This is a genomic window from Pseudomonas sp. 01L34 (genome assembly GCF_056400265.1).
In genome coordinates, this window is the sequence record NZ_JBFTSX010000005.1 from 403,207 (window position 1) to 415,454 (window position 12,248).

The window sequence follows — 12,248 nt, forward strand, 5'->3', positions numbered from 1 at the left end:
TCGCGGCCCAACGGGGGCAAGCCCCCTCGCCACAGGGATCGCATCGTTGATGTCTGCGGCATTTCCATAACCGGGCGACCATCCGACCCGATCCTGTTCCCAAATCCCTCAAGGGCTGGAACAATGCGGGCCACTTTGTAGAGCGTTTATCCGGGAGAGTTGCGGGTGCAGATTCAGGGTCATTACGAGCTTAAGTTCGAAGCGGTGCGTGAAGCGTTTGCAGCGCTGTTCGACGATCCTCAGGAACGCGGCGCGGCGTTATGCATCCGGATCGGTGGTGAAACCGTCCTCGACCTTTGGGCCGGTACCGCCGACAAGGACGGCCATGAGGCTTGGCACAGCGATACCATCGCCAACCTGTTCTCCTGCACCAAAACCTTCACCGCCGTGACGGCGCTGCAATTGGTGGCTGAAGGCAAGCTGCAACTCGATGCCCCGGTCGCCCGCTACTGGCCCGAATTTGCCGCCGCCGGTAAAGAATCCGTGACGCTGCGCCACTTGCTCTGCCATCAGGCGGGTCTGCCGGCCTTGCGCGAGTTGCTGTCTCCTGAGGCACTTTACGACTGGCAGACCATGGTCAATGCTTTGGCCGCCGAAGCACCCTGGTGGACGCCGGGCCAAGGTCACGGTTATGCGGCAATCACCTATGGCTGGCTGGTCGGTGAATTGCTGCGGCGCGCCGACGGTCGTGGGCCGGGCGAGTCCATCGTGGCGCGGGTTGCCAAGCCCTTGGGGCTGGATTTCCACGTCGGCCTGGCCGATTCAGAGTTCCATCGCGTGGCGCACATCGCCCGCAGCAAGGGCAACGTCGGCGATGTCGCGGCCCAGCGCTTGCTGCAGGTGACCATGCGCGAACCGACGGCCATGACCACTCGGGCCTTCACCAACCCGCCGTCGATCATGACCAGCACCAACAAACCGGAATGGCGGCGCATGCAGCAGCCGGCCGCCAATGGCCACGGCAACGCCCGCAGCCTGGCCGGTTTCTACGCCGGACTGCTCGATGGCAGCCTGCTGGAAAGCGAAATGCTCGACGAGCTGACCCGCGAACACAGCGTTGGCGAAGACAAGACTTTATTGACCCGGACCCGCTTCGGTCTGGGTTGCATGCTCGATCAACCGGACGTACCCAACGCCACCTACGGCCTCGGCCCACGGGCGTTCGGTCACCCGGGTGCTGGCGGCTCCATCGGTTTTGCTGATCCGGAACATGATGTGGCCTTCGGTTTTGTGACAAATACGCTGGGGCCGTACGTCTTGATGGATCCACGAGCGCAAAAGCTTGTGCGAGTACTGGCCACTTGTCTGTAAATCACGCTTAAGGGGGCCAGGGCTGGAACCCGAAAGCCTTTGTGGTTTCAAAGCGTCTGTTTAGCCGGGGGCGCCCCGGCTGACTTTTCATTACCTCATTTTGTGGATACCCAATGTCGTCCAATAAAACCCTCGCCCTGGCCCTGTGCTTCGCTATCACCGGTTGTGCACAAACCCCACAAAATGATGCCGCAGGTGGCAGCAGTTGGTGGCCGTTCGGTTCATCCGACAAGGTCGCGACTAAAGAACCCGCCCCGTCCCCGGCACCCCTGAAACCTGCTGCCGCAGTACCCGTCGCCAAGGCTGAAGCCGATGCCGGAGGCAAATGGTGGTGGCCGTTCGGCGGTAAGGAGCAGAGCACCAGCACTGCCAAAGCAGCCGTGCCGATGCCCGATCCGAAAATCACCCAAGCCTGGCTTGACGACTATGAGCCGCGCCTGCGCGAGGCGGTCAAGGGCAGCAACCTGCAACTCGAGCGCCGTGAAAATGTGCTGGTCGTCACGGCTCCGGTGGAAGGCTCGTTCAATCCGGACCGCCCGGCCATGCTGCTGCCGGTGACCCTCGCTCCGTTCACCCGTGTCGCGAAAATCCTCGAAGCCGATCCAAAGACTGCCGTGCTGGTACTCGGCCACAGTGATACGTCGGGTGCCGCACCGGCCAACGTGAAACTGAGCCAGGAACGCGCCCAGGCGGTGGCAGCGATCTTCCGTCTCAGCGGTCTGCAGCGTGATCGCCTGATGTTGCGCGGCATGGGCGGTGACGCACCGCGCGCCGCCAACGACAGTGCTGAAGGTCGCGCCTTGAACCGTCGCGTCGAGCTGTTGTTGACGCCGCAAGACACCATGGCCGCGCTGCTGAGCAAGTACAATATGCCGGCTCCGGCACCGGTAACCAAAGTCGTCGCGCAAGACGTCAAGCCAGTGGCCAAGCCTGTGACCCCGGAACCGGCTGCGAAAAAAACCGCTGCCTCGTCGAAGAAAAAGGCACCGGCCAAGAAAGCGGCCGCCAAGGCTCCAGCCAAAAAGGCACCCGCGAAAAAGACCGCACCGGCTAAAACCGCTGTCGATTCGAAGAGCGCCACCGCCACCGATGCCACAAAGCAGTGATTCATTAACCAAAAGGAATGCGCCATGACCCGGCCCTTGGCAGATATGCGTCGCGATTACACCCGAGATGGCTTGACCGAGGCGCAAGCCCCGGCCGAGCCGTTCGCACTGTTCCATCAGTGGTTTGCCGATGCGGTGAAAACCGAGCAGGTACCGGTGGAGGCGAATGCCATGACGTTGGCCACCGTCGATCAGGACGGTCGGCCGCATTGCCGCATTCTGCTGCTCAAGGGCCTGGACGAGCAGGGCTTCACCTTCTTCACCAACTACGAGAGCGACAAGGGGCAGCAATTGGCAGCCAATCCATTTGCAGCCATGACGTTCTTCTGGCCGGCCCTGGAGCGCCAGGTGCGCATCGAAGGGCGGGTGGTGAAGGTCACGCCTGAAGAGTCCGACGCCTACTACCAGGTTCGCCCTCTGGGCAGTCGTCTCGGTGCCTGGGCGTCGCCCCAGAGCCGGGTGATCGCCGATCGCGGCGAACTGGAGGCGCTGCTCAAGGACACGGAGCAGCGTTTCAGCGATAGCCAGCCGCACTGCCCCGAGCATTGGGGGGGGTATCGCTTGCTACCCGAGCGCATCGAATTCTGGCAGGGCCGTCCGAGCCGTCTGCACGATCGCCTCAACTACCGCTTGCAGGGTGCTGACTGGGTTCGTGAGCGCCTGGCCCCGTAAACGGTCTACCGATCGGGATACCCTGCCGCAGCGGCCTCTAGCCACTGTGGCAGGTCCCGACGCTTGATCTTCTGCGCTTGAGCGTTCGCCAGTTGCTGGAGCATGAAGGCTCTTTTTTGTTCGTCTTTACCCGCCAGTGACAACGCCAGATCGCGGTCCCCCCAGCGTTTTATCCGCACGTACAACCACCAATGGAAGTACAAACCGGCGATGGTCGTGACGACAATGATGAAGTAATCCATGATATTCCTTGGGTCAGCGGCGCAGATTTCGTAATGTGACGCTACTGTATGGTGAGTTCGCAAAGTGCCTGTACCAGGCCTGAATGAAACCAATTTTATCCGGGCGATGCCGTGACAGGCGTCAAGCTGCGGGTTTTAATGGATACCTGTCCTATGGAGTTTGATGCTATGCGTAAGTCTGTTTTGCTGGTTGCTTCCTTTTCCACGATGGCGATGTTGCTCTCCGGTTGCCAATCGAGCCTGACCGGTGACTCCTACTCCCGTGACGAAGCGCGTCGCGTGCAGACGATTCGCATGGGCACCATCGAATCCCTGCGTCCGGTGAAAATCGAAGGCACCAAGACCCCGATCGGCAGCGCTGCGGGCGCAGTCGTGGGTGGCGTCGGCGGTAGCGCCGTCGGCGGCGGTCGCGGCAGCATCGTTGCAGCGGTCATCGGCGCTGTAGCGGGTGGCCTGGTGGGGTCGGCTGCCGAAGAAGGCCTGACCCGCACTCAAGGCGTTGAAATCACCGTACGCGAAGACGATGGCAGCATGCGCGCCTACGTGCAGGAAGTTCAGCCAAACGAAGTGTTCCGTGTGGGTGAGCGTGTGCGGATCTCCACTGTGGGTGGGACCAGCCGCGTTTCGCACTAAGCGGGAATGTAGGGTAAAAGAAAACCCCGATCAGGTGAGCTGGTCGGGGTTTTCTTTTGGGCTGTGGAGTTGAACCAGAGCATTTACTTGCTTGCATAACAACCGAGCTGAAAATCGTATTGTGGATCGTAAAATGATCGACCGACTAATGTTTCCAGTTTTGTTATCTGCTGGGAATCAAGGTCATAGCCATAGATTTCTTCTTCAGCCTCAGTCCAACTCATTATCGCCCTCAGCTGTGCAATGCCGTCTGCCGGGACAGGCACTTCGAATACCAGCGCTTCTGTTTCTTTATCAAAAGCATAAATTACGTGGTTCACGGTTCTATCCTTCTTTTCGGATCCGCCGGCTTGTTTTGATTACCTGTTTCAGCGTCAAACTCACCCAGATGGCGACCTCGTTTGTCATACAATTCTACTGCTCCATGCTGATAATCCCATTCTAGAATTCGCCCTTCAGCCGTTCTCCAGCGCATTCGGGTGCCTCTACCTTTGACCCGAGTCTTCTGTTTTGCCGGTGTGGCATCAGGAAAAGCGGTAAGCCCGTTTGGCGCCGGATGATATTTGTGGTCCGCAACACTCCCCACAATATAAACCGGCAACACCCCCGAATCCGCCGGAAACACAAGAATGAAATCCTTGTACTCCGGCGGATAAACCGGATTCACGATGATGCTGTCAGCCGCCTTCGTCGGCGGGTAAACCCAGATGTGCGGCGCTTGTGGCGCAGCTTCCAAAGCGGGGATGCCGAGGGTGCTTGAACCGTTCTCGGCCGGCATCCAGATCAGCTCAATGCCGTCCCCGAGATCAGCCACCTGCTGACTGCCGCGCAAGGTGAACTGCACGACATCGACCATTTCCCAATCGCGGTTTTTGCCAGTGTAAAAACCGTATCCCTTGAGACGGCCATCAGCCTGTTGCTCTACCCGCAGACGCACGCGAGTGCGCGCCTGTTTGAGGGATCGCAGTTGGTCTTCGGTGTAGAGCGAGCTGTCGCCAAGGCTCGACGGCATGACCAGGGCCACCAGACCTGCCAGGGTGGCCGCAGCGGTGCTGGCGGCGACGCCGGGTAATGCGGCGAACGCTGGGCCACTCAGGGCGAAGCTGCCGAAACCCACCGGAATGGCCGTACCACTGATTTTCTTCAGCGGCACGACACCGCTTTCATCGGCCTCGCGAGCGCCGAGCAGAACCAGTTCGCCGTAGTCTTTCAGGCTGTCGGTCGGAACAACGCCGGAGGGATTCGTGTAGTCGATGATTGCATCGGGCAGTTTGCAGGACTTGGCGAACACGCATCCCGCGCGGACAACGTCGTCTTTTTTCGTCGGGACCAGAACGCTGTCTTCGAAGGCCTGCTGCCTTGCGAGCATGGCGTCGTAGGCGTTTTGTCTGGCATCACGCTCGGCCAATTCGGTGGCCGTCATGAATCGGTGAGTGACGTGATGCCCGTCACCTGACGGTGGGTTTTGTACCCGGGGGATGTCCTTGTGGCCAGCCACTGATTGTCCTTTCGCTCGTCCATCGGCAACCCCCAAAGAGGGGCTGCACGACGTTAACGAACGTGGCTAATCGTGACTGTAGGACGAATCCTCAATGCTGCTAAGAGTGTTCTCTATCGTTCAGGAAGGCAGCGCAGCACTCTTGCGGCTCGCCGCCGCCGTCACCGCATAACCGATCAATGCCGCCAGGATCGAGCCGGTCAAAATCCCCATCCGATCCATCCCGGCGAATTCACTGGCGCCGGGCACGAAGGCCAGGGAACCGACGAACAGGCTCATGGTGAAGCCGATGCCGCAAAGGATCGCCACCCCCAAAATCTGGCCCCAGTTGGCGCCTTGGGGCAGGGCGGCGATGCCGATTTTTACCGCCAGCCAGGTCAGGCCGAAGACACCGACGGTCTTGCCCAACAGCAGGCCGACGGCGATGCCCATCGGTACATGATGGGTGAAGCTTTCGACGGTCACACCGCTCAGGGACAAGCCAGCGTTGGCGAAGGCAAACAGCGGCAGGATACCGTAGGCCACCCACGGGTGCAGGGCATGCTCCAGGGTCAGCAGCGGCGAAGGCTCGGCGTTTTTCGTGCGCAGTGGAATGCAGAAGGCCAGGGTCACACCCGCCAGCGTCGCATGCACGCCGCTCTTGAGTACGCAGACCCAAAGGATCAGCCCGATGATCATGTACGGCCCGAGTTTCACCACACCAAGTCGGTTCATTCCGATCAAGGCCGCGATGCAGGCTGCGGCCAGCGCCAGGGACAGGGTCGACAATGCGCCGGAGTAGAAGATCGCAATGATGATGATTGCGCCAAGGTCATCGATGATCGCCAGGGTCATCAGGAACAGTTTCAGCGACACTGGCACGCGTTTACCCAGCAGGGCCAGCACGCCAAGGGCGAAGGCAATGTCGGTAGCCGTCGGGATGGCCCAGCCGCTCAGGGCGGACGGGTTATCGCGGTTGAGGAACCAGTAGATCAGCGCCGGCACCACCATGCCGCCAATTGCGGCCGCGCCGGGCAGGACGATCTGCGACGGTTTCGACAGTTGGCCGTCGAGGACTTCGCGCTTCACTTCCAGGCCGATCAACAGAAAGAACAGGGCCATCAGGCCGTCGTTGATCCACAGCAGCAATGGCTTGGCGATTTTCAGCGCGCCGATCTGAGCCACCACGGGGGTGTCCAGCAGGCCGTTATAGAGCCACGACAGCGATGAATTGTTGATGATCAGGGCCAGGACAGCTGCGGCGATCAATAGCAGACCGCTGGCAGCTTCCAACTGAAAGAAACGCGTGAACGTGCTACGCAGAGGCAAGGTCGCTCTCCATCGATGAATTCAAAAGGTGGCACACCCTAACCCGTACCGTTGGTTGTTAAAACAAAAGTTATATTCTTTTTTGTTATATACCGTTACAACGTGTCCGGTCAGCAAAGGCCTGAGCCTAGCAGTTGCCGGACGTATTGAACCCCAGCTGTATCTGTGCGTGATGTAGGTTTTTTCCTAAGCTTGTGGACTGAGCCTTGCGACAAGGCCGACTCTTGCCTGATTCAACGAGAAAACCATCATGAGCGACAACCGACAGTGGGCCCGCGAAGCCATCCGGATCATCGAAGCCGATTTCCAGCGCAGCGCCGACACCCACCTGATCCCCTTGCCGCTGCCGGGGTTGCCGGGCATCGAGTTGTACTTCAAGGATGAGTCGAGCCATCCCACCGGCAGCCTGAAACATCGGTTGGCGCGCTCGTTGTTCCTCTATGCGCTGTGTAACGGCTGGCTCAAACCCGGTGCGCCGGTGATTGAAGCGTCCAGCGGTTCGACGGCGATTTCCGAGGCGTACTTCGCCCGGCTGCTGGGTTTGCCGTTCATTGCGGTGATGCCCGCGAGCACGTCCAAGGAAAAGATCGCGCAAATCGCGTTCTACGGTGGCAAGAGCCATCTGGTGGACGATCCGACGCAGATTTACGCTGAGTCCGAACGCCTGGCTCACGAACACGACGGGCATTTCATCGACCAGTTCACCTACGCCGAACGCGCCACCGACTGGCGAGCGAACAACAACATTGCCGAATCGATCTTCCATCAGATGCGCTTCGAGCAGCACCCGGAACCGAGCTGGCTGATTTCCAGCCCTGGCACCGGCGGCACCACCGCGACGCTGGGCCGTTACGTGCGCTATCGCCAGCATTGCACCCGTGTGCTGTGCGCCGATGCCGAGCGTTCGGTGTTTTTCGATTACTACAAGACCGGCGACGCCAGCCTGCGCCTCGATCACGGGTCACGGATTGAAGGTATTGGCCGGCCGCGTGTCGAGGCGTCGTTCCTGCCCAAAGTCATCGACGCGATGGTCAAGGTGCCGGACGCCTTGTCACTGGCAGCCATGCATTACCTGGCACAACGTTTGGGGCGACGGGTGGGTGGTTCGAGCGGGACCAACCTGATCGGCGCCTTGATGGCGGCCCAGCAGATGGCGACGGCGGGGGAGTCGGGGTCGATCGTGGCGATTCTGTGCGATGGCGGCGAGCGCTATGCCGACACCTATTACGATCAGGCCTGGCTCAAGGCCCAGGGGTATGAGTTGAGTGGTCTGATGGATGCCGTGGCGGCCAGCGTTGAGCGCGGAGAGCCGCTGCCGGCCAGCGTGTTGCGCGCCAATATCTGAGATATTTGATCGTTCCCACGCTCTGCGTGGGAACGATCATCTGGGTCAGGCTTCTAGGCCAAGGATATCCCGGGCAACCGCTTCAGCAATCCGAATCCCGTCGACACCCGCCGACAGAATCCCGCCCGCATAACCCGCGCCTTCACCCGCCGGGAACAAACCCTTCACGTTCAGGCTCTGCATCGACTCGTTACGGGTAATGCGCAGCGGCGAAGAGGTGCGCGTCTCGATCCCGGTCAACACCGCGTCGTGCAGCGAGTAACCACGAATCTGCTTCTCGAATGCCGGCAAGGCTTCGCGAATCGCTTCGATGGCGAACGCCGGCAGGGCCAGGGCCAAATCACCCAAGGCAACGCCCGGTTTGTAGGACGGCTCGACGCTGCCCAATTCGGTGGACGGCTTGCCGGCAATGAAGTCGCCGACCAGTTGCGCCGGTGCTTCGTAGTTGCTGCCGCCCAGCACAAAGGCGTGGGATTCCAGGCGTTCCTGCAACTCGATGCCGGCCAGCGGGCCGCCCGGATAATCGACTTCCGGGGTGATGCCGACGACGATCCCGGAGTTGGCGTTGCGCTCGTTACGCGAGTATTGGCTCATGCCGTTGGTGACCACGCGGTTCGGCTCGGAGGTCGCCGCCACTACGGTGCCGCCCGGGCACATGCAGAAGCTGTAGACCGATCGACCGTTCTTGGCGTGGTGCACCAGTTTGTAGTCGGCAGCGCCGAGTTTCGGGTGGCCGGCGTATTTGCCAAGGCGCGCGCGGTCGATCAGCGACTGCGGGTGTTCGATGCGGAAACCCACCGAGAACGGCTTGGCTTCCATGTACACGCCACGGCCGTGCAGCATGCGGAAGGTGTCCCGGGCGCTGTGGCCGAGGGCCAGAATCACGTGCTTCGAATGGATCTGTTCGCCGCCATGGAGTTCGACGCCCACCAGTTGGCCGTCGTCGATCAGCACATCGGTAACCCGCTGCTGGAAGCGCACTTCGCCGCCCAGGGCGCGAATCTGCTCACGCATGTTTTCCACCACACCGGTCAGACGGAACGTCCCGATGTGCGGCTTGCTGACGTAGAGGATTTCTTCCGGCGCACCGGCCTTGACGAACTCATGCAGAACCTTGCGACCGAGGAATTTCGGGTCTTTGATCTGGCTGTAGAGCTTGCCGTCGGAGAACGTTCCCGCGCCGCCTTCACCGAATTGCACGTTGGATTCGGGGTTGAGCACACTTTTACGCCACAGGCCCCAGGTGTCTTTGGTGCGCTGGCGCACTTCGGTACCGCGTTCGAGGATGATCGGCTTGAAGCCCATCTGCGCCAGCACCAGGCCGGCGAAGATCCCGCACGGGCCGAAGCCGACCACGATCGGACGCTGGCTCAGGTCGGCCGGCGCCTGGCCGATCACTTTGTAGCTGACATCCGGCGCCACGTTGACGTTACGGTCATCGGCGAACGTGCGCAGCACCGCCGCCTCATCGCGAACGTTGAGGTCGATGGTGTAGATGAAACACAGTTCGGAGGACTTTTTGCGCGCATCGTAGCTGCGCTTGAACAAGGTGAAGTCGAGCAGGTCATCACTGGCGATGCCCAGGCGCTGCACGATGGCAGGGCGCAGGTCTTCTTCGGGATGGTCGATCGGCAACTTGAGTTCGGTGATTCGTAACATGGCGGGATCCGGTTCGCGGGGCGCACAACTGCGCCAAGGCGTTTGAAGCCCGCGATTATAAGCCTCAAAGGATGATTCCCGTGAGGCTAAAACGATCAGTCGTTACGCGATCCGCCAAAATACCCGCAGCCGCGTTGCACCTGGCCGTCGATACGCAACTCGGCGCTCATGTGCTGCACGCTGCCGGTGCTGCTGTCGACGCAACGTTGCGGCGCGACCCAGAGCTCGATGCGCTGATTATTGGCTTCGGTACTGAGGTTGAAGCGGCCATCGCCCAGTTGTTCTTCAACGTACGGCAGGGCCAGGGGCGGCTGACCAGCGCGGTCGACGATCATGCCCTTGCCACTGACCTTGACGTTCCACTCCGGGCCATGGCCGGCGGCGCGCAGGATCAGCTGCTTGAAATTGGGATCGTCGCACGCCGTGCCCGAACGCTCGACGCGGTACAGCTGCGTAAGGTCGAGTTGGCTGTCAGCACCACTGGCAACGATCCGGCCGCGCACATCGGCGAACAGCTTGCCCTGATCATCGGCCAGGGTCGCGGCCTCTTGCAGGATGCTGGTGCCACCGATGTCATTGACTACGAAACTGCGCTGCTCATTACATGGCTGGAACAGCAGCTTGCCGTCGGCCGCCGTCAATTGGCCCTGCATGCGGGTCTGGCCCACATGGGAAGCACTTTGCCGTGGGCCATCGAGCAGTTGGCAAGCGGCGAACAACGGAAGCAGGGCAACAAGTACCAGGGAACGGGCAACACGCATCTTTGAGTCTCCAGACAAGTGTCGCCACGTTACTCAGCCTGACCGTTCATCACAACCCTGCGATGTTCTCGATTGCCTCTACGGGGGGTGGTTTAGCCGACGCGATAGGTCTGGCCGGTCTGCAGGCCTTCCACGCTTTTGGCGTAGGCCAGCGCCACCTCGGCGGCGGGAACCGGTTTGAAACCACGGAAGTACGGCGCATAGCTGCCCATGGCTTCGACCAGCACGTTCGGGCTGACCGAGTTGATGCGCAGACCGCGTGGCAGTTCGATCGCTGCCGCTCGGACGAAGGCGTCAAGGGCGCCGTTGACCAGGGACGCGGAGCTGCCGGTACGAATCGGATCGTGGCTGAGGATGCCGGTGGTAAAGGTGAAAGACGCACCGTCATTGGCGAATTCCCGGCCGATCAGCAGCAGATTGACCTGGCCCATCAGCTTGTCCCGCAAGCCGAGTTCGAAGTCTTGTGCGGTCATGGTGGCCAGCGGCACGAAGTTGACACTGCCGGCGGCGCAGATCAGTGCATCGAAGTTGCCGGTCTGTTCGAACAGTTTGCGGATCGAGGCGCTGTCACTGATGTCGACCTGGAAATCACCGCTTTTACGGCCGATACGGACGATTTTGTGGCGCTGGGACAGTTCATGGTCAATGGCCGAACCGACGGTGCCGGAGGCGCCAATCAACAGAATTTTCATCGTGCAGTTCCTCAAGTGGGTTGGATTTAAAGTTAAGTCTAGTGTGGTTTTTTTTATAAATAAGCGTGCTAATGGGCAACCTTTGGTTTTCAAATGGAAACAATCCATGAGTGAAATGGACGATCTGGCGGCGTTCGCGGTATTGATCGAGGCGGGCAGTTTCACCCTGGCCGCCCAACAACTGGGTTGCAGCAAGGGGCAACTCTCCAAGCGCATCAGCCTGCTGGAAACGCGCTTTGGCGTGGTGTTGCTGCAACGCACCACACGTCGCTTGAGCCTGACGGCGGCGGGTGCGGCGTTGTTGCCGCAAGCCCAGGCGCTGGTGGTGCAAGTGGAGCGTGCGCGTCAGGCGTTGGCGCGGCTGAAAGACGACATGGCCGGCCCGGTGCGGATGACGGTGCCGGTTTCACTGGGGGAAACGTTCTTTGATGGCGCACTGCTGGAATTTTCCCGGCAGTACCCCGAGGTGCAGATCGAGCTGGAGCTCAACAACAACTACCGCGACTTGTCCCGGGACGGGTTTGACTTGGCGATCCGCTCGGAAGTGGCCAACGACGAACGCCTGGTCGCCCGACCGCTGCTGGCCTGGCACGAAATGACCTGTGCCAGCCCCGCATATCTTGAGCGATTCGGTGAGCCGCTGACGCCTCAGGCACTGGCCGAACACCGCTGCCTGCTCAACAGCCATTACAGCGGTCGCGAAGAATGGCTCTATCACCAACAGCACGAATTAACGCGGGTGCGTGTGTCGGGTCCGTTCGCCAGCAACCATTACAACCTCTTGAAGAAAGCTGCACTGACCGGTGCGGGCATTGCGCGTTTGCCGTCGTATCTGTTGCAAGAGGAATTGGCTGATGGACGTTTACGCTGGCTCCTGCGTGATTATCAAACCCGCAGCATGCCGATGTATCTGGTGCATCCGTATCAGGGCGGGTTGCCGAAGCGTACCCAAGTGCTGGCGGACTATTTGATCGGTTGGTTCAAGCGCAGTGGTGAGGCGTTGGATCGGCTTCAACGATAA

13 protein-coding genes are annotated in these 12,248 nt (G+C 60.5%); 6 read left to right on the forward strand and 7 right to left on the reverse strand.

Features of this window, described 5'->3' with window-relative positions; all coding sequences use genetic code 11:
• Positions 1-165: 165 nt before the first annotated feature.
• From AC1DQM_RS17455 to pdxH, 3 genes are all read left to right on the forward strand, one after another.
• Entirely contained in the window at positions 166-1,311 is a 1,146-nt protein-coding gene (locus tag AC1DQM_RS17455; protein WP_477746580.1) for a serine hydrolase domain-containing protein, read from the forward strand.
• A gap of 113 nt (positions 1,312-1,424) precedes the next feature.
• Positions 1,425-2,417 carry an OmpA family protein gene (locus tag AC1DQM_RS17460; RefSeq protein WP_086944788.1) on the forward strand — a complete coding sequence of 331 codons (993 nt, stop codon included), beginning with the start codon at positions 1,425-1,427 and terminating at the stop codon, positions 2,415-2,417.
• A 24-nt stretch (positions 2,418-2,441) separates the two neighbouring features.
• Positions 2,442-3,089 (forward strand): pyridoxamine 5'-phosphate oxidase, encoded by a 648-nt coding sequence (pdxH, locus tag AC1DQM_RS17465; protein ID WP_018926913.1) that lies wholly within the window; start codon positions 2,442-2,444, stop codon positions 3,087-3,089.
• A gap of 5 nt (positions 3,090-3,094) precedes the next feature.
• On the opposite strand, the gene AC1DQM_RS17470 is transcribed toward pdxH, so the two are convergent.
• Complete coding sequence (locus AC1DQM_RS17470) at positions 3,095-3,331, reverse strand: hypothetical protein (protein WP_064619929.1); 237 nt, start codon at positions 3,329-3,331, stop codon at positions 3,095-3,097.
• A 168-nt stretch (positions 3,332-3,499) separates the two neighbouring features.
• On the opposite strand from AC1DQM_RS17470, the gene AC1DQM_RS17475 reads away from it, so the two are divergent.
• A complete protein-coding gene (locus AC1DQM_RS17475) occupies positions 3,500-3,964 on the forward strand; it encodes an outer membrane lipoprotein (RefSeq protein WP_018926911.1) in 465 nt (154 codons plus the stop codon).
• Positions 3,965-4,047: 83 nt separating this feature from the next.
• Here the strand turns inward: AC1DQM_RS17475 and AC1DQM_RS17480 are convergent, their stop codons facing one another.
• From AC1DQM_RS17480 to nhaA, 3 genes are all read right to left on the reverse strand, one after another.
• A complete protein-coding gene (locus tag AC1DQM_RS17480; RefSeq protein ID WP_018926910.1) occupies positions 4,048-4,284 on the reverse strand; it encodes a DUF7683 domain-containing protein in 237 nt (78 codons plus the stop codon).
• The gene (locus tag AC1DQM_RS17485; RefSeq protein ID WP_477746581.1) at positions 4,281-5,462 is read right to left on the reverse strand and encodes an S-type pyocin domain-containing protein; all 1,182 of its coding nucleotides are present in this window, start codon (positions 5,460-5,462) and stop codon (positions 4,281-4,283) included. The genes AC1DQM_RS17480 and AC1DQM_RS17485 overlap by 4 nt, the downstream gene beginning before the upstream one ends.
• Positions 5,463-5,582: 120 nt before the next feature.
• Positions 5,583-6,770 (reverse strand): Na+/H+ antiporter NhaA, encoded by a 1,188-nt coding sequence (nhaA, locus tag AC1DQM_RS17490; protein WP_477746582.1) that lies wholly within the window; start codon positions 6,768-6,770, stop codon positions 5,583-5,585.
• Positions 6,771-7,017: 247 nt separating this feature from the next.
• Between nhaA and AC1DQM_RS17495 the strand changes: the two genes are divergently transcribed.
• Positions 7,018-8,115 (forward strand): PLP-dependent cysteine synthase family protein, encoded by a 1,098-nt coding sequence (locus AC1DQM_RS17495; RefSeq protein ID WP_173861174.1) that lies wholly within the window; start codon positions 7,018-7,020, stop codon positions 8,113-8,115.
• A 45-nt stretch (positions 8,116-8,160) separates the two neighbouring features.
• On the opposite strand, the gene AC1DQM_RS17500 is transcribed toward AC1DQM_RS17495, so the two are convergent.
• From AC1DQM_RS17500 to AC1DQM_RS17510, 3 genes are all read right to left on the reverse strand, one after another.
• The gene (locus AC1DQM_RS17500; protein WP_477746583.1) at positions 8,161-9,774 is read right to left on the reverse strand and encodes an NAD(P)/FAD-dependent oxidoreductase; all 1,614 of its coding nucleotides are present in this window, start codon (positions 9,772-9,774) and stop codon (positions 8,161-8,163) included.
• 95 nt (positions 9,775-9,869) lie between these two features.
• On the reverse strand, positions 9,870-10,535 hold the full coding sequence (locus AC1DQM_RS17505) for a COG3650 family protein (RefSeq protein WP_477746584.1): 666 nt from the start codon (positions 10,533-10,535) through the stop codon (positions 9,870-9,872).
• A gap of 92 nt (positions 10,536-10,627) precedes the next feature.
• Positions 10,628-11,227, reverse strand: a complete 600-nt coding sequence (locus tag AC1DQM_RS17510; protein ID WP_018926904.1) for a short chain dehydrogenase — start codon at positions 11,225-11,227, stop codon at positions 10,628-10,630.
• A 106-nt stretch (positions 11,228-11,333) separates the two neighbouring features.
• On the opposite strand from AC1DQM_RS17510, the gene AC1DQM_RS17515 reads away from it, so the two are divergent.
• A complete protein-coding gene (locus AC1DQM_RS17515) occupies positions 11,334-12,248 on the forward strand; it encodes a LysR family transcriptional regulator (protein ID WP_064619915.1) in 915 nt (304 codons plus the stop codon).

Bases quoted from the DNA above. Each gene is read 5' to 3' on its own strand.
- AC1DQM_RS17460 (WP_086944788.1), top strand. From the start codon at position 1,425: ATGTCGTCCAATAAAACCCTCGCCCTGGCCCTGTGCTTCGCTATCACC.
- pdxH (WP_018926913.1), top strand. From the start codon at position 2,442: ATGACCCGGCCCTTGGCAGATATGCGTCGCGATTACACCCGAGATGGC.
- AC1DQM_RS17470 (WP_064619929.1), bottom strand. From the start codon at position 3,331: ATGGATTACTTCATCATTGTCGTCACGACCATCGCCGGTTTGTACTTC.
- AC1DQM_RS17475 (WP_018926911.1), top strand. From the start codon at position 3,500: ATGCGTAAGTCTGTTTTGCTGGTTGCTTCCTTTTCCACGATGGCGATG.
- AC1DQM_RS17500 (WP_477746583.1), bottom strand. From the start codon at position 9,774: ATGTTACGAATCACCGAACTCAAGTTGCCGATCGACCATCCCGAAGAA.
- AC1DQM_RS17505 (WP_477746584.1), bottom strand. From the start codon at position 10,535: ATGCGTGTTGCCCGTTCCCTGGTACTTGTTGCCCTGCTTCCGTTGTTC.
- AC1DQM_RS17510 (WP_018926904.1), bottom strand. From the start codon at position 11,227: ATGAAAATTCTGTTGATTGGCGCCTCCGGCACCGTCGGTTCGGCCATT.
- AC1DQM_RS17515 (WP_064619915.1), top strand. From the start codon at position 11,334: ATGAGTGAAATGGACGATCTGGCGGCGTTCGCGGTATTGATCGAGGCG.